Origin of the sequence: Variovorax sp. PAMC26660 (assembly GCF_014302995.1) — a bacterium.
Lineage (GTDB): Bacteria > Pseudomonadota > Gammaproteobacteria > Burkholderiales > Burkholderiaceae_C > Variovorax.
Window position 1 is genome coordinate 2,361,510 of record NZ_CP060295.1, and the last position, 17,699, is coordinate 2,379,208.

A 17,699-nucleotide genomic window follows, 5' to 3' on the forward strand; every position below is an offset into this window, starting at 1 on the left:
CAGTTCCTTTTCGTCGATGCTTGGTTGTTGATTAGTTGGGCCACACCACTGCGGCGATCTGCTCAGGCGTCTCGGCCGCCCACACCGCGTCCCGTAGCCGCTGGCGCATGCCTATGAGTTGCTGCGAAGCCGCCATGAAGACATTGACCGCTTCCAGAGTCTTCTCGCGCATCAGGGCTGGGTCGATGCCGCGTGATCGAGCCAATCCGTCGAGGAATGGCGTAGCCGAGGCCTGGTCGGTGCCCCATGCCAGCGCTTCCGATTGCTGGACGCTCCAAGTCAGACGCTCTTCCTCGGGGTAGCCGGCTGTCAGCGCTGCGGCCCCGCGTCGGAACGACTGGTCGATGGCCGCGATCTGGTCGGCTCGCAGCACGTCAAGCGTTCGGTGGTCGACCCATTGCTTGGTTGACCAGTCAAAGATATGGAAGGGGCTGGGCTGCACCGGCATTGGCACCCATGCATTGCCAATGCGATAAGCATTCAGCGGCGCTCGCTCGCGCAGGCACGTGCAGCCTTCGGGCACCAGGCCCTCGACATGCATGGTCAGGCCGCTTTGCAGGACCTGCCCATGCACATCGATCACTGTGAACGGAAATGGCGACCGTGGCGCCTCTTCGTTGAATGCGTCGCTCATGGTCGTTTCTGTATGGAGAGCGACAAGACAACCCGCGCGTTCTTGTCGTTGGATGCCGAGATCGTGTGGTTGCCCGGACCTCTGTCGAAAGTCGAAATCATCGTGAGCGCTGGCGTGGTCGACGCAGGCATCGAGGCCATGCTGTTTTCGACCGCAAGAGATGCCTCCGGCACAGCATCTGTGAGGTAGCAAACCATGTTGGACACGCCTATGCGATAGCCGCCCGTGTGAAATGCCGTGGCAACGATCCGATGCACCTGGCCGGTCGGGACGCTCACACCCAACGTCGCCGACCCGTTGCCCGATGCGACGAGTGAGGTGGAGACGGCACCACCTTGCACCTGGAGCGTGTCGATCACGTCGATCTGGCTGATGGTCAACTTGTTGTTGTTGAGCCGAAAGCCCGGCCCCCACAGATCAAACGCGGCCTGGCCACCGGGCACGTAGTCCATAACCAGACCGCAGCCGTTCAGGGAGAAGTCCACGAACATCGCGCCGCTGGGATGCTGCGCAAGTGCCCAGCCCCAATTGGCATCGCGCCACTTACCAGCGCTGCGCATGTATCCCCAATTGCCCCCGCTTCCTCCGTTGATCGTGATGCGGCCGGCCGTGATGTCGCCGAGGTCCGCACTGAGCGCGGAAATGCTCGGCGTCCTGATGCCGTAGGGCGTAATCTGAGTGCCGATGCCGCTGGGCGCGTAGTTGGAGAACACCGTCTGATAGACGCTCGCCTCGGCCGCCATTGGCGCGACCAGGAAGGCATGGCTGTCCGCATCCGTGGCGTACTTGATCAGGCGCATCAAGCCCTTAGCGGCATCGGGGGGCGCAGTGCCGAAGCAGCCGATGCGCTTGAACTGAGACAGCGTGCGCCCGCCCGCTCGGTCATTGTTGTTTTCGATGGCAAGGTCCGATGAGGAGCCCAGTGCAACGCCAATGCCATCGAACCACAGGATCTCGGCAACGATGCGAGAGCGCACTGCCCCCGAGTAGACGGAGCATTCGTAGCGCTTGGCAGCTTCAGCCGGGAACTCGGCCTGGATGAGCATGAAGCCCGGCTCCCAGGCACCGCCCGGATGATGCATGTCCAAGCCCTGCAGGCCGGTCGGGGTGTACTCGGGGAAGTACTCGGGCATCGCCAGGAACTCGTAAGAGTCGCCATTGAGGTTGATGTCGCCGACCCAACCGGTGGGAATCTTGACCGTGCCCGACGCGACAACGCGATCCACGAAGGTCGAGTTGACCAGCAGGTTGCTTCCCAGTCCAACGTTGATCTCGCGCGCGGAAATGGTCCCGGCCCTGATCTTCTCGCCCGTGATCTCGTCGCCCCTGATGTGCGTGCCGTAGATCTGCTCGGCGTCGATCATGCGGGCCTTCAGTGTGCCGTCCAGGAACATGTTCCCCGCAAAGCCGAACGAGGCGACGCCGTCGATGCTGCCGAAGACCACCGGGTACTTGACCTTGCCGTCAGCGCCCTCCGTCGCCCAGGCGAACTTATCGGCCAGCACGACAAAGTCGCTCTGTTGGCCGTCGTTGTTCATGATGAAGCCGCTGGCCTTGCCGTTCGCCGTGAGGCGCACGCCATAGCGCAGCTTCAGCGCGCCGGTCTCTTCCGCTCGGACGTTCGCTTCAGTAGCGATGGCCCCCTCGACGCCGTTCACCCGCACAGCAAGGGTCTGCCGTGCGGTCGCTTCCGCTTCGACGGCGGTGATCCGTGCCGTGGTCTCGGTCTGCACGGCCGCCACGGTGCCGACGTCCGAGGACTCTGCGGTGTAGCCGGTGGCAGGCAGGCGTCCCGCCTCGGCCTTCACATAGCGCACGGAAATCACGCCGGGCGCGACAAAACCCGCCCATTCGAAGAACGCCCGTGCAGTCGCGGTGCCGGCGGGCGCCTGCGATTCAAGGGCGTTTTGTATCCGGCGCGCCGCGTCATTGGAAAACTCGTGTTGCGCAAACTGCGGGCCAAGGTCCACACGCAGAACGGTATCGACGGCATCGCGATACTCGATGCCGAAGCGGCAAGCGCCCGACGCGGAGGTGAAACGCGAGTCGCCCGTGACGGCATACCAGGCGTTCACGCCAGCCTTGAAGGCCTTGCTCGTGATGCGACCGGCTAAGTTTGGAGGTGCTGCCAGCACGGCCACACGGCCGAACTCGGAATCCGCCGTGACCCAGCCGGCGACGTTGCCGGTCCAGTCCTTTAGATCGAACTCGAAGCCGCCGTTGAAAAGGAGGTTGGCACGGGTGTAGCCGACCGCGCGGGCAACGACCAGCTCGATCTCCTGGGCGAGTTGCTCATCTCCTTCCGTGATCAGCCTTTCGACACGCGAGATGGACGTGCCACGCTGCATCGCCTCGATCAACAACGCGTCGGTCTGGCGGCTCCCGATGTCCATCAGATTGGCAATGGCCTCGTCCAGGCCTTCTGTCAGCTCGTCAATGGCTTCGTCAATGCCCGGCAGCGTGGTCAGTACCTTGTAGCCAGGCGCCCCTCGGTTGCCTGCGGTATCGATGGCACTGATCCAGTAGAGATAGTTGCCTGGCGTGGCCTGCGTGTGAGCGTAGCCCAGCGCATTGACCACGGTCAGAACAACCGCCTCCGAGAAGATGTTCCCGACGCGCACTTCATAACCATGCAGCGGCTGCGTCGTGCGGCACTCAGGCCACTGCAGCTCGACCTGATCTCGCCGGGCTTCGCCTGTCACCACGGGCTGTGCGGGTGGCAGGATCTGGATGGCGGTTGAGATCGGCGCCGACCATCGACCCGTGGTGTCGTTGTGCGAGGCCCACACCTTCACGATGCCAGCTTGCAGCCAACCGATGTTGGCCACGGTAGTTCGCCCCGAGAACACGTCTGCGGCGGTTTCCCATTCGGCGCCAATGCGCAATTCCGTCACGTTCAAGTCGAGCAGATCCAGGCCAGTCGGCTCCTGCCAGCGCGCAAACACCCCGGTGAGTTCGACCGTGAGCTGCAGGCCCGTGACGCTGCCGGGCGGCTGGGCCTTGCCCACGACCACGTGTTCGACCATCGTCCAGCTGCTGACGGCGTAGGCCGTCATGAAGCGCGCGCGAACCTGGTAGATACCACCGACCGAAAGGCCCAAGAGGTAGGTGTCGACGCTTTCGCCCGGCAGATCGATGGTCTGCCAGGGCTCATTGGTCTGCACTAGGCGCCATTGCAGACGGACGGCACCACCACGCAGCACCGATGCCTCGGTCGACTTCGCCCAACTCACCTTCGCACGAATAACCATCGAGCCGTCCTGCTGCACCATGTGCTCGGGGCCGGAGTTCACCGAGAGATCATTGGGTTGCTGTGGCGCAATGAACGGGCTCGGCAGATTCGTGTTCGGCGCCGCATCGGCCTGCACCTCATCGGCCAGGTCGTAGTAGGCCGGCACATCCTCGATCACCAGCAGCGACAGTGGCGCGTTGCGGGCATAGGTCCAGTCCTGTACGCGGAAGGTCTTGTTGGCGAAGCCGTACAAGGCGCTCGTGAGCACGATGCGGTCGCCGGGCTGCAGGTGCCACGCCAGCATCTTGGGATGGATGCGCAGCACGAAGCCGCCGCGGCTCTGCTCGACCACCACGCGGGCGATCTGGTGGCAGCGCACGTGCGAGGTCGTGAACGACAGTGCCATGTCGGTGAACTTGTCCTTCGCATCGAGCGCGCGGAAGGTCGGGTTCTGGTAGGGCGTGAAGTCTTCGCTGACGCCGTTGCGCGCCGCGTTGACGTAGGTGCCGCGCATGCCATTGAAGCGGCTCGCGCCGGGGTTGGCGGTTTGCGCCACGGCCGTGGGCGCCAGCATGTCGTCGTCGGTGAGGTTGAGCACCGGCGTGGACCAGGCACCGGCCTGGATGCGCCAGACACCGCCCGATTCGAGACTGAAGCCCGCCATCGAATCTTCGAGCTGCTGCCGCGTCGACTCGCGATCCTGGTCCGAACGGAACATGCCGTCGCAGACATACAGCGCCCGAGAGTTGCCGTAGTTGACGGCATCGACCGCGCCGTAGACCTCCTGGTCGCAAGCGTTGGCTGCAGCGATCAGCGCGTTCTCATCGATCTGGTCCTGCGCAGCGAGGTAGCCGGTTTCCGAGCGCAGGAAGTCGGCCAGGCACAGCGCGGGATTGCGCGAGTAGGCGGTCTGGCCGGTGCGTGGGTCGTACACCTTCTTGCCGCGCAGCCTGGCCGTGATCTCGGGAATGCCGCCCTGGAAGCGCTCGAACAGCAGGTTGAGCGTGACCACTGCGTAGGTGCAGCCGCTCAGCTTGTGTTGCTCGGTCCAGAGATTGAAGCCCGGGAACGACTGGTCGACATTCCAGCGAATGAAAGCATCGGCCGTGTCCACGCCACTTGGCGAGGTGTGGAACTGCACGTTCACCGCCGGGCCTTCCGAAGGCCAGCCAGTGAACAGCGGTGGCATCTGGAATTCGGGGCCGTCGGTCCAGCCGAATCCGTTGGGCCGGCCCACCGAGGTGCCGTCGATGAAGATCTCGTCGATGGCCTCGCACTCGTGTGAAGCGAAGACCATCACGATGTGCTTGAACTGGGCCATCGGGCCGCTGTCGAGCACCGCGACGATGGCACCGCCGACGCGTGCGGGTGCACCGTAGACCGTGGCCCAAGGCGATTCGGAGCTGACCAGCGTGGCCGTGCGGTCGCGCAGGTTGGCCACGTCTTCGGCGAACTTGCGGGCTGCTGCTTGGCGTGCTTTTTTCTTGGCTTGTGAGGACGAGTAGGCGTTGCTGACCAGAGAGAGCGCAGCGCTAACGATCATGCCGCCTACCGCAGCGGCCGATGTAGTCGCTCCTACCGCCGTGCCAATCCAGGCGAGGAAACCGGAGACTGGTTCCGCCATTGCCGCGGTGCTGACACCAAAGAACGCCCCAAAGACGATTGCGAAACGAATCAGACGCGCCATGCTGCCACCCCCGTCGTCAAAGGCAAGAATTGCAGGCGGTCCTTGCCGGGCGCCACGATGTTCGAGCCCGTGCAAACGCCAAAGCTGTACCCCGAAACGCGCCCGATGCGCCCGCCACTGCGTGCCAGCACCACATCGCCACGTTGCGCCAATCGCCCAGGCAGGGACTGCCCCAGAAGAGCCGTGGCGATCGCCTCGAAGCCGCCAGCGGCACGCACATGGCGCAACGCCGTCAGCAACCTTTTCGGCGCCAGCGCGCCACCCTGCGCACGCAGTGGCTCCAACGGATCGGTCCCGCGCCGTTCACGCACCCAATCCGCCGCGATGGTTGCGCAGTCGTGTTCGAAGTAAGCGAAGCCTGTGTGGCGTCGCGCGTCGATGAAAGTGTCGAGATCAATGTTCATTTGTTGTGCACGCCGAGAACCTGCCGATACTGGAGATTGACCTGCAGCCACTTGCCGACCCAGACGGCCGGGTTGCCGATTAGGCTGGTGAGATAGACGAAACCCATCTCACCCGGATGCCGCGCCTGGTGCTGCGCGTTGTTCATGCGAAGGGCTGCGGGGTTGCTGCGCACGTCGTAGCTCGCGGTGCGACAGTCCATGCTGATCGAGGCGTTGTTGCCATCACGATCGATCTTCATCTGGTCCATCACGCCCACGAAGCGCAGCACCGGTGATCCGTTGATCTGCAGCGTGTTGGCATCGAGCATCGCGATCCACACGCGCACACGACGGTCCTGGTAGTCGGAGGGATCACCAAGCGCCAAAGCACGCGTGCCGATGTCCACCGGCGAGAGCGTCAGCGTGAGCTTCTCGGCCGCGCCGTCTTCGCTCTCGTGCAACTCGCCGATGGAGCCGAGGTTGCCCACGCCTTGCCAGGTCTCGCCCATCACCTGGACACTGAGTGGCCAGTTGGTGAAGCGTGCGGTGCCGGAACGCAACTGCAATTCCACCAATGCCAGCTCGCCGTAGGCAGGTGCATTCGCACTGGCCTGAAAACCGCTGTTGACAGGTACCGTCATTCCCAGGACTCCATCAAATCGAGGCTGAAACCGCCTTGCGTGCGCGACTCCGAAGACCAGTTGTTCTTTGCATCCGTCTTGCGCATGAGGCAGGTCGGACGGTCCCAGATCACCGCGCTGCCCGCGGCAACCGCCACGCGCAGCACCGGCTCGATCTGCACCACGATCAGCCCTGCGGCATTGGCCACCGCATCGGCCTGCACGTGCAGCAACTGCCGTTGAATCGATCCTTGGTTGACACCGATCCAGTCGCCTTGCAACAGCGTCTTGCCCGCCTGGGCCACGCCGAGCTGAATCGACAGCGAAGAGGCACCGGCCGCAGCCGCGAGTGCGGTCCACACACCGCGTGCCGTGCCGCGAGGCGCCGGCTGCAGCATGTCGCTGACCGCCAGCACATTGACCTGTCCGCGCAGCGCATGCACCAAGCTGCGCCACATGGCGGCCTCGCTCATCAGCGGAATGCGCTCTTCGCTCACGAGCGCACACGTGCGGCGCGGCGGTGCCAGCACAGCCACCTGCGACGAACCGGTGTCGCCGCTGCTGAAGCTCAGGTCGAAGGTCTGGATACCGAAATCCTGGCGCTTGACCGGCAGGTTGGGGGGCAGGGTGACGATGCTCATTGGGGCACCACCCGCAGACGCTTGAGTTGTTCCATTTGGCCCTTGTTGTTGGCTTGAAGCGCGCGGTCCAGATCGGCGAGCACAGCGCCGCGATCGGACCTTGAATCGATGTTGAAGACGTTGGTCGGCGCGTAGTGCAGGCCACTGCCGCCACCGCCGTCCGAGCCTTGGGCACTGACGCCCAGGCGGCCGTCGGAGCCACGGCGCAGCGGCATGATGGCTTCGGGTCCGGCTTCGCCCATGAGGCCGATGCCGTTGGCGAACGGGAAGAACGTGGGGCTGCCGACCACGCTGTTGGCGTAGGCGTGCAGGCCGGAAGATGAGAAGACGTTGCCGTTGGCGTTGGCGCTCGGAGTCCAGCCCTTCAGGCCGATGAAGGTGCCCAGCGTGTCGCCGCCCAGAAGATTGGAAACACCTGCCGTCGCAGAAGTCCATGCCCCGCCGAGGAGGCCCGAAACCGCGCCGAAAAGTCCACCGAGTCCCGATGAAGAACCTTTCGAGTCGGATGCGCCACCGCCCGAGATCGATCCCTTGAGCGCACCAGTCAGCCAACCGGCGAACCCATCCACTGCGTCCTTCAACGTCGCGTCGTAGAACGCATCGGCCAGCGACTTGACGAGCTTCTTCTTGAGCCCTTCACCGATCTTGTCGATGGCATCCCGGCCGCCGCCTTCAAGCAGGTTGACGAAACCATCGCGAAACACGCCGCCGATGTCGTCGGCCATCTTTTTCGACTTTTCCTCGTCCTTTGCCTTTTCCTTCTTCTGCTTCTCGTCGGTGGTTTTCAGGCTGTCGGATTTTTGAGTGGCTTGCAGCAAGTCCTGCTCTGCGCGCAAGCGATCACGCAAGGACTGGATGTACGCAGGGTCGACGTTTTCAGTGGCGTCGAGCTCTCTGACCTGCCGCTCCATCTGCGCGATGCTCAGCTTCTGGATCTCTTCCTTGGACAGGCCGTACACGGCGTTCTGTTCCTCCAAGGCGCGTGTCTGTTCGCGGATCTTGTCGGTAGCTTGCTGCGAAGTCTTGAGCACTGCGTTTCGGGGCGTCGCATCCAGCTCCGCATACGAGCGATCGGCTTCGTCGTTGACGAATTTGCGTTGCTGCTCGACAGTTTTCGAACGGACTTCCAGCTTCTGCCTATCGGCGGCCGATCCCTTCTTGGAGCCCAACAAACGCAGTTCTTCCTGGATGGCGTCTTCCTGGTCCTTCAGGTCTTGCAAGCGCAGATCGCGCTTGCGGCGAACGACGTCGTAATCGGTAAGCAGATCCTGCTTGCGCAGGCTGTCGATCTTCTTGAGACCTTCTGCCGTCTCCTTTGCTTTGGTGCTGTACGCCTCGCGTACGGCCTCCACGCCGGCACGGAGACCTTCGTCTTCGGCACGATTGATGCCGGAGGAGTCTCCCTTGGGAGTGAAGGATTTCTTCAGGGCCGCGACTTCTCTTGCCTGCTCAACCGCGGTCGGCACTGCAAGACTGGCGGCCTTGGCATCGGCAATGCTCTTTCTATATAGCTCGACGGCCGCAGCTACTTCGTCTTTCTTGTTGAATCGACCGCGGAGCTCCGTCAACGTCTCGCCCGCCTTGATGCCTTTCTGATCGACGCGAGCGCGCTCCCCTTGAAGAGTTGCATCCTTACTCAGAAGCCGTTGATCGTTCTGCAGATACGACTGCTGCAGTGTCAGAGTCTCCAGGTTGTTTTTCTTGGGGAATCCGACAGCGGCCCCGCCCGCTGTTTCGGCGAACTTGCCGCTGTCGTTTCCATTGCGCTTGCGATAGCGTTCGATCTGCTCCGAGACCTCATCGATCTTCTTTTGCATCGGTTCGGCTCGCCCGATGTTGCGAATGGCATCCCCCGCACGATTGATGGTGCCGATGATGCCCATCCAAGCACGATCCATGGTGCCGAGATTGCCAACCACCTGCTGTGTCCGCTGATTCATGGCATCGGCGAAAGACTTCTGCGCCAGAGCCGCAGCGTCTTCGTGGCGACCTTGGTCTTCCAATGCCTTGATTCGCTCGTACGTGCTTGCGCTCAGGTAGTGGTACGTTTCGTTGAGCTTGGCCGACGCCTTGGACGGTTCATCGGCAAGCTTGACGAAATTCTCCGTGGCCTCGCTGATCGAGGTTCCGAGCACGCGGTTCATTTCCGCAGTTGCGCCCGCCACTTCGCGCAGAACTTCACCGCCAACCTTGCCGGTCCCCACCGCTGCCGTCAGAGCTTCCGCTGCTCGCGCCTGTGTGCCCTTCGTTCCCGCGATCTCCACGGCTTGGGCCTGGAGCTGGTCGTTCGTTTGACCCGCGTAGTTGCCGGACAGGATTCTCGCGTTGGCGTAGCCCGTCGCCTCCTTACTGCCTTGCACATAGGCGTCCGTGAGCGTGGTGACGGCTTGTGTCGCCAAACTGAGCGGCGACAGCAAGCCCTTGATGTAGCCCCCCACCGCACCGGCAGCCGAACCGACGCCACCAAAGGAGGAAATGAGCTTCGTGCCCTCTCCCACCAGCGAAGTCAGGGGCGACTGCCCGCCCTGGATACTGGAGAACAGGCTTTGAAAAGACGAGGCGACCTCCTTCGCAGAAGCTACAGCCTTGGCTTTGGCCTCCTCCGCCTGGCTCGCTCCGCTGGAGATCCGGTCGATGAATTTCGAGAATTCGTTGACGACCCGGGAGAGGTCCGCATTCATCGATGAAGCGTCCACCGTCATCCGGATTGCCATTTGTTGTGTTGCAGCCATGTCTGTATGGTCCGTTTGAGAGAAAGAAAAAATAAGGCCGACATCTGCCGGCCCCATGCTTCTTCGATGGCCGTGGGCCCGCGCTGTCGCTAGACGTTCAGCACCGCGATGCCTTCGTCTTCCATCACCTGCAGCTGCAGGAAAACTTCACGCTGCCGCGCACGCGGAATGCCCAGGCGCCGCATCGCCACGTCGACCGCGCCGAAGTCGAGCCCCTGGAACCACGCGCCCGCCGCCCCCGCGACGACCCGCCACTGCGTTCGGCAGGCATGGAACACCTCGAATGCTTCCTGGTGTTCCGGCCATAGCTCGAAAGGTGGCGGGCCGCCGCCGTTGGCTGTCGAAGAGACGAGCTTCTTCGGGTCGAGACCGAGCGACGCGCACTGGCTGCGGAGATCGTCGTCCAGCTCGTCGTGGACGCGATGCTCTGCTCCGAGCACAAGGCGCGCGGCGCCTCTCAGTTTTTTACCGCGGCCGGGTAGGCATGCTCGAAGTAGCTGTAGGCAATGGCGGCTTCGAAGCCGGTCCATTCCTCCACCGCTGCGGCGCGGTTCTCGGCCGTGCAGATGTAGGGCGCACCGTCGTCGCCGTCCAGCTCCTTCCAGTCGGCCAGCACCATGTCGAGCAGGTCCTTGTCGGTCAGGGTGCGGGCTTCGAGGCGCGATTGCAGCGTGTCGTTCTCGCTCTTGGTCAGGCGCTTGAAGACGGCGCTGAAGCGCACCTCCTCGACCTGGCCGTCGCCGGGCACACGCATCAGCACCGGCGCGACGAAGGTCGGCTTGACGGCGATCTTGAGTTTCTGGGGCATCTCTGTCTGTTCCTGTGGATGTGTGTGGGAATGCGGCTCAGCGAACGACGATCGACCACTCGTCGTTGCCCGCGCCGGTGGGCACGAACTCGAGCGGCACGGTGATCATCTGCACGCCGTCGACGTCGCTGAAGGTCGGCTTGCCGATCTGCGCGCGCGGCGACAGGAACTCGACGACGTTGCTCGCACCCTGGCCGTGCTTGAGCGCCAGGTTCACGCGCTGGCTGGCGCGTGCCATGCCGATCCAGTCCTTGGTGGCGATCGAGGTGTTCTCGAAGGTCACCGAGCCGGTCGACACGCGCGCGGTGATGTCGACGGCGTCCACGGTCATCAGGTCGCGCTTGACGACGGTGTTGCCGGCATCGAAGGCGAAGGCGTTTGCGGCCACGCCGAGGCCGTCGAGCGTGAGCGTGGTGTTGGCCTTGTTCACGCCCAGCGGGTCCATGAACTTGGTGTAGTCGGCCACGGGCAGCGGTGCGTCTTCGGCGGGCACGAACAGGCCGGTGAACTCGAACTGCCACTTCGGAATGCCCTTGGCATTGATGGTGGCCTTCACGTTGCCGTGCGCGTCGGTCATCTTGTAGACGGTGCCGTCGACGTTGCCGTAGATGGTGAGCGACTCCAGCGCATCGGTGGCCGGCGCGAAGGTGGTGCTGACGCCGGCGGCCGTGGTGACGGCGATGGCGCAGCCGCGCATCAGCGCGCTGTAGCCGGGCACGTCCCCCGCTGCTGCAACGCCGGCGATCTCGACCGAGAAGGCGATCTTGCTGTACTGCGTGACCAGCACGGAGCCGCGCGAGCCGAAGTAGGGCCGCACGTTGTCGCGCTGGACGACGTCGCCTTCGATGGGGGTCAGCGTGACTTCGCTGACCAGGATCGCGTGGGCCGCGCCGGTGGGCAACGCGTCGGTACCGCGTACCGTTTCAGCCTTGGCCAGGATGGCCATCTTGCGCATGAGTTTTGCCATGTCGGCGTTCTCCGTTGGTGGTGGTTGGGTTGTCGAAAGAAAGAAAAAACGAAAGATCTGCTCGCGGCAGTCAGAGGTAGCGCCAGGTCCGCAACTGCAGTGCAACGCCGTGACAGCGCACACCGCAAAAAGTGACGAGGCCGGTGCCGTCGACCTGCACGCCGTCGGTGCGCTTGTCGTCGGTGAGCGGGCCGGAGGCACATGCGCCGCCGAAGGTGGGGTCGGCGCGCACGGCGTCGCGGATGTCTTCGACAAGGGCGTCGAACACGCGCTCCGAAGCGGCGGCGTCGTCGAGCGCGAGATAGCCTTGCACGGTCCAGGTGTCGACGCTCATCGTGCGGCCGCTGTTGACGCTGCGCTCTTCGGTGGCGGCGCGGCGCAGCCACCAGCCACGCAGTTGCTGGCCACCGGCCGGCAGGTCGTAGAGGTAGAGCGCGCGCAGCGCGACTTCGTCGACCAGGGAACGCTCGCGGTCGTGAACGCGGCCGATCTGCGGCACGGTGTTCAGCGTTTGCACGATGGCGCTGCGAAGGGTGTCGAGACGGCTCATGCCTGGGCTCCGTTCAGTGTGTGTGAGGACCGGCGCTTGCTGTTGGAGAAGTACATCGATCGCTTCGTTGGTTGGTGTATGAACTGTCGCGGCGAGGGCCCGAATGGCTGAGGCCGACATCTGCCGGCCCCTCGCATCAATTGACGCCGGGCCCGTTGCGAAACCACTGCTTGACGGCCTCGGCGAGCAGCGCCGTGCCGATGGCCATCGCGCCGCCCGATGCGGCGCCGAACACCGCGGCGCGCTGCTCGACCGAACGCAGCCGGCCGTCGAGTGCGTCGAAGCGGGTGTCGAAGCCGTCCATGCGGCGGTTCTGCCGGTCCTGTCCGTCCTTCAGGGCCTGCACCAGGCCGTGGATCTGGCCGAGCAGCAACAGCTCCTGCGTGCGTTCGTGGGGGTCGCTCATGGGGCGGGTCTTTCTGTAAGGAACTCGATCAGCGCGCGGTGCCGGAGCCGGTCTGCGGCGCATGACCTGGCGTTGATGTCGTGGTTGGTCCAGGCGTCGTCGACCGTGAGGCCGGCATCAGCAGCACAGGCTTCGCTGGAGGTGTCAGCAAGTCCGCAGGCACCTGCGGGTGTGTCGGTGCCCGCAAGGGCGCTGTTCCACAGCCAGACAGCAGCAAGGCTGAGGCGATGAGGGCTGCCGACAGCGTCGCGCTGTGCGTCGCCAGGCGGCGCAGCATCCGCATGCGGTCCGGGCGCTGCAGCCCGCGCAGGACCGGCAGGCCGCTGAGCGCGGCGATCAGGAACAGCAGGAGGAAGGACAAGAGAAACGCGCTGACGTAGATCATGGGACGGGCCTTCGAGGGAGAGGTAGCTGGCTTGCAGGGCGCTCGCGCCGAGCTGGTACTGCGCCGATGCGGCGCGACCGCGCTCGTACTCGGCCTGCAGGTCTTGCGCGAACTGCGTTGCGCGCTGCGCTTCCTTCTGCTGCCAGTCGGCGCGCTCTTTCATGCGGCCGGCGTCGTGGATCGCGAGGCCGCAAACCGCGAGCAGCAACACCGTCAGGACGACGGCGATCAGGCCGGCCCAGGCCTTGCCCATGAGGAGGTTCATGGCGCGTTCCCCATGCACTGCGCGTGCAGCTTGAGGCGGTCTTTCCAGATGCCGGCACAGGTCTTGTTGCCAGGCGCCGAGCAGTCGGTCTTGCCCACGTACTTCCAGCCGAGAATGGCGTTGCACGCGCCCGCGTAGTCACCGGCGTTGAGCCGCTGCACCAGCACCGACGTGCGGCCCTTCTGGCCGCCGGTGCAGAAGTTGAACGCGCCGATGTTGTAGGCCAGGCTCACGTACGCGTCGTACTCGTGCTGGTGCAGCGGCACCTTCACGCATTGCTTGAGTTCGCTCTCGTAGGTCTGCACGTCGCGCAATGCGCGCTGCAACGCGGGCACGGGCGTGGTGGTGTCGCCCATGCGCACACCGCCGGTGGTGCCGAAGCCGATGGTCGGCACGGCCGTGCCATGCACCGGGTCGGGGTAGGCCTTGTCGCTGTAGCCCTCGCGCGCAACGATGCCGATCAGCCCCGCCGCGCTGAGTGCGAGCACGGCCAGCAATTGCCGCGGCGCCTGGCCCCGCTCACGCGTGCGCCGCCGGTTAAAAAGAACGGTTCGAAAAGTGTCTTTGCCCATGACCCGAATGGTCGGGCGAGGGGCTCAAAAGACTGAGGCCGACATGAGCCGGCCCCCTTTGTTTCAGGGCGCGCTGCGCCCTGCATTGCGTCGCCTGTCGCGACGCCTCAGATTTCGCCGCCGTGCCAGACGACCCGGCCGCTGATGTGCAGCTCCGACGCCTGGTCGGCGCTCAGCACCTGCGGCTTGTACGCGGGGTTGTAGCTGATGATCTGCAACCCGCCGGTGGAGAAGTCGCGCTGCAGCACCTTCACGTAGTCGTGGCCGTCGAGCTGGATGACGTACACGCCGTCCTGGTCGAGCGACTTGGTGGCGGTGTCGACCAGCAGGATGTCGCCGTTGTTGATCTTGTCGGCCATCGAGTCGCCGCGCGCGTGGACGATGCGCGCATGCGCCGGCTTCACACCCTTGCGCGCCATCCATGAACGGCTGAACGCGAAGCGGCCCATGTGTTCCTGCGAACCGTTGATGGCGCCGTTGCCGGCGCTGACGCGCACGTCGAGCAACTCGACCAGCACGAAGACCTCGTCGTCCAGCCCGCTCGACAACTGGCTCGGCGGGTTGGCGGACTGAAACGGGTTGAGCTCGGAAGGATCGACCCCCAGCGCCAGCGCCATCACGTACAGCTGCTCGAGGCTGGCATCGCTCACGCCGCGCTCGATGCGGCCCACCGTATTGAAGTGCAGGCCGCTGCGCTGGGCGAGGTCATCGATGGTGAGCCCCTTCTGCTTGCGCAGATCGCGCACCCGCGCGCCTTGCGCGAGGGCCAGCTCGCCGACGCGAGCCTTCACTTGGGTGTCGTCGGGTGGAGTGTTGATTTGCGACGTCACGATAACTTTGATTTGTGCGAACGCGCACATCCTAGACATATAGAGGTCTTTTTACAACCCGCTGTATGTCGAAGAACGTGTAAATGTTGGTTTTCATGTTTCTCTTGATTGTGAAAACCTTATTTGTGTGCATAATCAGAGCCATCAACACAAAACAAGATATTTTGACGAATTGGCACCCCACTCAGGTTAAAGAAGCACTGGAGATGAGTGGTACCAACCTGTCCAAGTTGGCAAAAGAACACAAATACGCGCATATCAACGAAGTTCTGAACCGTCCGCGGGTTGCAAAGGTTGCACCCCTCACCGGGCAAGCCAGTGAACCGAGCAGTGCCACAAGCGAGGAGAGATCTACCGTGAAAAAAGGCTCAGTCAAAACCGAAGGCCCCGCGCGCCGGGCAGGAGGCGCGTGATGGAAAACACAACGACATCCGAATGGTTCGTCGCCAAGGCGCTGACGGCGCTGGCAGACCGCCGCGCCGAAGCGGCACAGGGCGAAACGACTGCGCCCACGGCCGCACCCGACGCGGTCGTGCGCACCGCGGACCCTTTCGCCACCCGCCTGTGGAACCTGCTGCGCATTCGCCGCGCGCTCACGGCCGACGAAGCCGCGGCCCTGCTGCTGGCCGATACCGACGACGACCTCGCGCTGGGCCGCCGCCAGGCCGGCGCGCTGATGCTGTCCTGGTCGCGGCAATGCCCGCAGGCCGTGCGTGTCGACGCCCGGCGCGTGGACGGCCTGAAGCGCTACGCGCTGTTGCGCGACATCGGCGCCACGCCGCCAGTGCCACTGACATCGCGTGGAGGTGTTTGATGACCAGCGCGCCTGCACCGTGCCCCTCTTATATGAGCGAGCCCTGGTTCGCCTTGCTCCGCAACGCCTGCATCGAACGCCGGCGCTCCGAGGTCGCAGCGCAGTTGCACCTGAGCCCCGCCGCCGTGAGCCAGGTGCTCAACGGCAGCGGCAAGTACGGCGCCGGCAAGGCCCGCACCGACCGCATCGCTCGCCGGGTGCTCGACACCTTCGGCAGCCCCGCAACGAACGAGAAGGCCGACGCATGAACACGACATCCGATTCCCAACTGGCAGGCCAGGTGCAACGCGCCGTCGCCACGCATCTCGAAGCGCACGAGGCCGCATCCGCGAAGGAGCTCGAAGGCATGCTGGCCGCGTGCGTCGATGGCTACCAGCCCGAGGCCGGTCGCGCTGCGCTGCGGCAGCAGTTGGCCAAACTGGCCGACTGCGGACACGTCCATCGCGTGACCGTCGGCGGCCAGCCGCGCTGGAAGCAGGGCCCCGGCCCGCTGCCCGCGCGCATCGCGGCGGCGCGCCAGGTGCTGCGACTCGATACCAGCGTCTACACGCCCGAAACCACCACGGTCGTGCGCCCCGGCGCGATGGACTTCGCCCGCATCCCGAGCCTGCTGCTCGGCCACCGCAGCGGCTACTGGGGCACTTCGCGATGAGCAGCGGCACGCCCTCCATCACCGCCGCCCGGGTTCTGGCCGAACTGCAAACGCGCCTGGGCCGCGACAACGGCATCCACGTGCGCGACCTCGTCGCGCGCATCACAGGCCAGACAACACCGGCTCCGGCGCTGGAGCGCCGCGTGCGCGAGTTCGTCTCGGCGCTGCGGCTGCAGGGCGAGCAGATCTGCGGCAAGCCCGACACCGGCTACTTCATGGCCGCCAGCGCCGCCGAGCTGGACGAGACCTGCCGCTACCTGCGCGGCCGCGCCGTCTCCGGCCTGCTGATCGAAAGCCGCATGCGCCAGGTCTCCATGCCCGCGCTGCTCGGGCAGCTCGCGCTTTCCGACAGCAGCAGCAGCAGCACCAACCCCACCGACACCGTCAACGCCTGAGAGGACACACCATGCAAGAAGCCATCGCACACCACCCCGGTTACTGGAAAGACGCCAACGACGCGCTGATCCCGGTGTCGAAGATCAAGCCGATCGACAAGGACCGCCACGCCGTCGTCAGCGAACTCTGCGAGCAGGCACGCAAGCAGAGCGCGGCGCTGATCGGCTTCAAGCTGGCGGCCATGAATGCGGTGCACGAGTTCATCGAGCGCAGCCTGGCGGCCTACGACGTGAAGAAGGGCGGCAAGAAGGGCAACGTCACGCTGCTGAGCTTCGACGGCAAACACAAGGTCGAGCGCCGCATGCAGGACACCGTGACTTTCGACGAGCGACTGCAGGCCGCCAAGGCGCTGATCGACGAATGCATCCAGGGCTGGAGCAAAGGCAGCAACGCCAACATCAAGGTGCTGGTGAACGACGCCTTCCAGGTCGACCAGCAAGGCAAGATCAGCACCGCCCGCGTGCTCGGCCTGCGCCGCCACGACATCGCCGACGAGAAGTGGCAGCAGGCCATGAAGGCGATCGGCGACAGCATGAAAGTCGCGAGCACCAAGCCGTACATCCGCTTCTACGAGCGCGACGACGCCACGGGCGAGTACGCGCCCATCAACCTCGACGTGGCGGCCGTATGAACACGCCGGAACTCATCGGCACGGCGCCGTTTTCGTCGCACGGCATTGCGCCGTCGCCCCCTCGAGGCAACGGCCTGCGGCAAGCCGTCACCGTGCTGGCCAACGAACTGCTGCCGCCCCGGCTGCGCGAGTTCGTGCGGCTGATCGGGCTGCCCGCCACCTTGCGCCTGATCGAGCGCTACGGCGGCCTGCGGATCTACATTCCGGCACACCCCGCGCCGGACCATCCGTTCGCGGGGCTGATCGGCTTCGACAAGCTGCGTGCGCTGAGCGCGGAGTACGCCATCGACGGCACCGGCCTTCGCTTCGTGCTGCCGAAGGCGCAGCGTGCCTTCGACGCCATTCGCAACGAGCAGATCCGCACGGACTTCAGCTGCGGCAAGTCGGTGCGCGCGCTGGCGGCGGAGCACCACCTGGTCGAGAGGCAGGTGGCGCGCATCGTCGCGGACATCGCGTTCTGAATTGAAAAAGCCGGGCCCGCTCGGGCCCGGCTT

The 17,699-nt window shown here is 64.6% G+C and carries 21 protein-coding genes; 7 read left to right on the forward strand and 14 right to left on the reverse strand.

The window, feature by feature from the left end; all coding sequences use genetic code 11:
- Window positions 1-31: 31 nt before the first annotated feature.
- The 14 genes from H7F35_RS11460 to H7F35_RS11520 all read right to left on the reverse strand — a co-directional run bounded on the left by H7F35_RS11460 (window position 32) and on the right by H7F35_RS11520 (window position 14,712).
- Window positions 32-634: a hypothetical protein gene (locus tag H7F35_RS11460; RefSeq protein ID WP_187112977.1), complete on the reverse strand. Its 603-nt coding sequence runs from the start codon at window positions 632-634 to the stop codon at window positions 32-34.
- Window positions 631-5,409, reverse strand: coding sequence for a hypothetical protein (locus H7F35_RS11465; RefSeq protein ID WP_187112978.1), 4,779 nt, complete (start codon window positions 5,407-5,409; stop codon window positions 631-633). The genes H7F35_RS11460 and H7F35_RS11465 overlap by 4 nt, the downstream gene beginning before the upstream one ends.
- Before the next feature lie 131 nt (window positions 5,410-5,540).
- A complete protein-coding gene (locus H7F35_RS11470) occupies window positions 5,541-5,957 on the reverse strand; it encodes a DUF6950 family protein (RefSeq protein ID WP_187112979.1) in 417 nt (138 codons plus the stop codon).
- Window positions 5,954-6,577, reverse strand: coding sequence for a hypothetical protein (locus H7F35_RS11475; RefSeq protein ID WP_187112980.1), 624 nt, complete (start codon window positions 6,575-6,577; stop codon window positions 5,954-5,956). Before H7F35_RS11475 ends, H7F35_RS11470 begins: the two co-directional genes overlap by 4 nt.
- Entirely contained in the window at window positions 6,574-7,197 is a 624-nt protein-coding gene (locus tag H7F35_RS11480) for a hypothetical protein (RefSeq protein ID WP_187112981.1), read from the reverse strand. The genes H7F35_RS11475 and H7F35_RS11480 overlap by 4 nt, the downstream gene beginning before the upstream one ends.
- Window positions 7,194-9,929: a phage tail length tape measure family protein gene (locus H7F35_RS11485; protein ID WP_187112982.1), complete on the reverse strand. Its 2,736-nt coding sequence runs from the start codon at window positions 9,927-9,929 to the stop codon at window positions 7,194-7,196. Before H7F35_RS11485 ends, H7F35_RS11480 begins: the two co-directional genes overlap by 4 nt.
- 89 nt (window positions 9,930-10,018) lie before the next feature.
- The gene (locus H7F35_RS11490; protein WP_187112983.1) at window positions 10,019-10,369 is read right to left on the reverse strand and encodes a DUF1799 domain-containing protein; all 351 of its coding nucleotides are present in this window, start codon (window positions 10,367-10,369) and stop codon (window positions 10,019-10,021) included.
- Between the two features lie 17 nt (window positions 10,370-10,386).
- Window positions 10,387-10,737 (reverse strand): hypothetical protein, encoded by a 351-nt coding sequence (locus H7F35_RS11495; protein ID WP_187112984.1) that lies wholly within the window; start codon window positions 10,735-10,737, stop codon window positions 10,387-10,389.
- Between the two features lie 37 nt (window positions 10,738-10,774).
- Complete coding sequence (locus H7F35_RS11500) at window positions 10,775-11,704, reverse strand: hypothetical protein (protein ID WP_187112985.1); 930 nt, start codon at window positions 11,702-11,704, stop codon at window positions 10,775-10,777.
- A gap of 70 nt (window positions 11,705-11,774) precedes the next feature.
- Window positions 11,775-12,254 (reverse strand): hypothetical protein, encoded by a 480-nt coding sequence (locus tag H7F35_RS11505; protein ID WP_187112986.1) that lies wholly within the window; start codon window positions 12,252-12,254, stop codon window positions 11,775-11,777.
- Between the two features lie 136 nt (window positions 12,255-12,390).
- Window positions 12,391-12,660: a hypothetical protein gene (locus H7F35_RS11510; RefSeq protein WP_261803604.1), complete on the reverse strand. Its 270-nt coding sequence runs from the start codon at window positions 12,658-12,660 to the stop codon at window positions 12,391-12,393.
- A complete protein-coding gene (locus H7F35_RS34750) occupies window positions 12,657-13,310 on the reverse strand; it encodes a hypothetical protein (RefSeq protein ID WP_261803605.1) in 654 nt (217 codons plus the stop codon). The genes H7F35_RS11510 and H7F35_RS34750 overlap by 4 nt, the downstream gene beginning before the upstream one ends.
- Window positions 13,307-13,798 (reverse strand): lysozyme, encoded by a 492-nt coding sequence (locus H7F35_RS11515; protein ID WP_261803606.1) that lies wholly within the window; start codon window positions 13,796-13,798, stop codon window positions 13,307-13,309. The genes H7F35_RS34750 and H7F35_RS11515 overlap by 4 nt, the downstream gene beginning before the upstream one ends.
- Before the next feature lie 191 nt (window positions 13,799-13,989).
- On the reverse strand, window positions 13,990-14,712 hold the full coding sequence (locus tag H7F35_RS11520; RefSeq protein WP_187112988.1) for an XRE family transcriptional regulator: 723 nt from the start codon (window positions 14,710-14,712) through the stop codon (window positions 13,990-13,992).
- Window positions 14,713-14,795: 83 nt separating this feature from the next.
- On the opposite strand from H7F35_RS11520, the gene H7F35_RS11525 reads away from it, so the two are divergent.
- The 7 genes from H7F35_RS11525 to H7F35_RS11555 are packed head-to-tail and all read left to right on the forward strand — an operon-like array spanning window position 14,796 to window position 17,666.
- Entirely contained in the window at window positions 14,796-15,125 is a 330-nt protein-coding gene (locus H7F35_RS11525) for a hypothetical protein (protein WP_187112989.1), read from the forward strand.
- Window positions 15,125-15,526, forward strand: a complete 402-nt coding sequence (locus H7F35_RS11530) for a hypothetical protein (protein ID WP_187112990.1) — start codon at window positions 15,125-15,127, stop codon at window positions 15,524-15,526. The genes H7F35_RS11525 and H7F35_RS11530 overlap by 1 nt, the downstream gene beginning before the upstream one ends.
- A complete protein-coding gene (locus tag H7F35_RS11535) occupies window positions 15,526-15,774 on the forward strand; it encodes a hypothetical protein (RefSeq protein WP_187112991.1) in 249 nt (82 codons plus the stop codon). The genes H7F35_RS11530 and H7F35_RS11535 overlap by 1 nt, the downstream gene beginning before the upstream one ends.
- Complete coding sequence (locus H7F35_RS11540; protein WP_187112992.1) at window positions 15,771-16,178, forward strand: hypothetical protein; 408 nt, start codon at window positions 15,771-15,773, stop codon at window positions 16,176-16,178. The genes H7F35_RS11535 and H7F35_RS11540 overlap by 4 nt, the downstream gene beginning before the upstream one ends.
- Window positions 16,175-16,573 (forward strand): hypothetical protein, encoded by a 399-nt coding sequence (locus tag H7F35_RS11545; RefSeq protein WP_187112993.1) that lies wholly within the window; start codon window positions 16,175-16,177, stop codon window positions 16,571-16,573. Before H7F35_RS11540 ends, H7F35_RS11545 begins: the two co-directional genes overlap by 4 nt.
- An 11-nt stretch (window positions 16,574-16,584) precedes the next feature.
- Window positions 16,585-17,205 (forward strand): DUF3164 family protein, encoded by a 621-nt coding sequence (locus H7F35_RS11550; protein ID WP_187112994.1) that lies wholly within the window; start codon window positions 16,585-16,587, stop codon window positions 17,203-17,205.
- Window positions 17,202-17,666, forward strand: coding sequence for a Mor transcription activator family protein (locus tag H7F35_RS11555; protein ID WP_261803607.1), 465 nt, complete (start codon window positions 17,202-17,204; stop codon window positions 17,664-17,666). Before H7F35_RS11550 ends, H7F35_RS11555 begins: the two co-directional genes overlap by 4 nt.
- Window positions 17,667-17,699: the final 33 nt, after the last annotated feature.

Bases quoted from the DNA above. Each gene is read 5' to 3' on its own strand.
- H7F35_RS11470 (WP_187112979.1), bottom strand. From the start codon at position 5,957: ATGAACATTGATCTCGACACTTTCATCGACGCGCGACGCCACACAGGC.
- H7F35_RS11530 (WP_187112990.1), top strand. From the start codon at position 15,125: ATGGAAAACACAACGACATCCGAATGGTTCGTCGCCAAGGCGCTGACG.
- H7F35_RS11485 (WP_187112982.1), bottom strand. From the start codon at position 9,929: ATGGCTGCAACACAACAAATGGCAATCCGGATGACGGTGGACGCTTCA.
- H7F35_RS11525 (WP_187112989.1), top strand. From the start codon at position 14,796: ATGTTGGTTTTCATGTTTCTCTTGATTGTGAAAACCTTATTTGTGTGC.
- H7F35_RS11535 (WP_187112991.1), top strand. From the start codon at position 15,526: ATGACCAGCGCGCCTGCACCGTGCCCCTCTTATATGAGCGAGCCCTGG.
- H7F35_RS11465 (WP_187112978.1), bottom strand. From the start codon at position 5,409: ATGATCGTTAGCGCTGCGCTCTCTCTGGTCAGCAACGCCTACTCGTCC.
- H7F35_RS11505 (WP_187112986.1), bottom strand. From the start codon at position 12,254: ATGAGCCGTCTCGACACCCTTCGCAGCGCCATCGTGCAAACGCTGAAC.
- H7F35_RS11545 (WP_187112993.1), top strand. From the start codon at position 16,175: ATGAGCAGCGGCACGCCCTCCATCACCGCCGCCCGGGTTCTGGCCGAA.
- H7F35_RS11555 (WP_261803607.1), top strand. From the start codon at position 17,202: ATGAACACGCCGGAACTCATCGGCACGGCGCCGTTTTCGTCGCACGGC.
- H7F35_RS11475 (WP_187112980.1), bottom strand. From the start codon at position 6,577: ATGACGGTACCTGTCAACAGCGGTTTTCAGGCCAGTGCGAATGCACCT.
- H7F35_RS11460 (WP_187112977.1), bottom strand. From the start codon at position 634: ATGAGCGACGCATTCAACGAAGAGGCGCCACGGTCGCCATTTCCGTTC.
- H7F35_RS34750 (WP_261803605.1), bottom strand. From the start codon at position 13,310: ATGAACCTCCTCATGGGCAAGGCCTGGGCCGGCCTGATCGCCGTCGTC.
- H7F35_RS11480 (WP_187112981.1), bottom strand. From the start codon at position 7,197: ATGAGCATCGTCACCCTGCCCCCCAACCTGCCGGTCAAGCGCCAGGAT.
- H7F35_RS11500 (WP_187112985.1), bottom strand. From the start codon at position 11,704: ATGGCAAAACTCATGCGCAAGATGGCCATCCTGGCCAAGGCTGAAACG.
- H7F35_RS11510 (WP_261803604.1), bottom strand. From the start codon at position 12,660: ATGAGCGACCCCCACGAACGCACGCAGGAGCTGTTGCTGCTCGGCCAG.
- H7F35_RS11495 (WP_187112984.1), bottom strand. From the start codon at position 10,737: ATGCCCCAGAAACTCAAGATCGCCGTCAAGCCGACCTTCGTCGCGCCG.
- H7F35_RS11550 (WP_187112994.1), top strand. From the start codon at position 16,585: ATGCAAGAAGCCATCGCACACCACCCCGGTTACTGGAAAGACGCCAAC.
- H7F35_RS11540 (WP_187112992.1), top strand. From the start codon at position 15,771: ATGAACACGACATCCGATTCCCAACTGGCAGGCCAGGTGCAACGCGCC.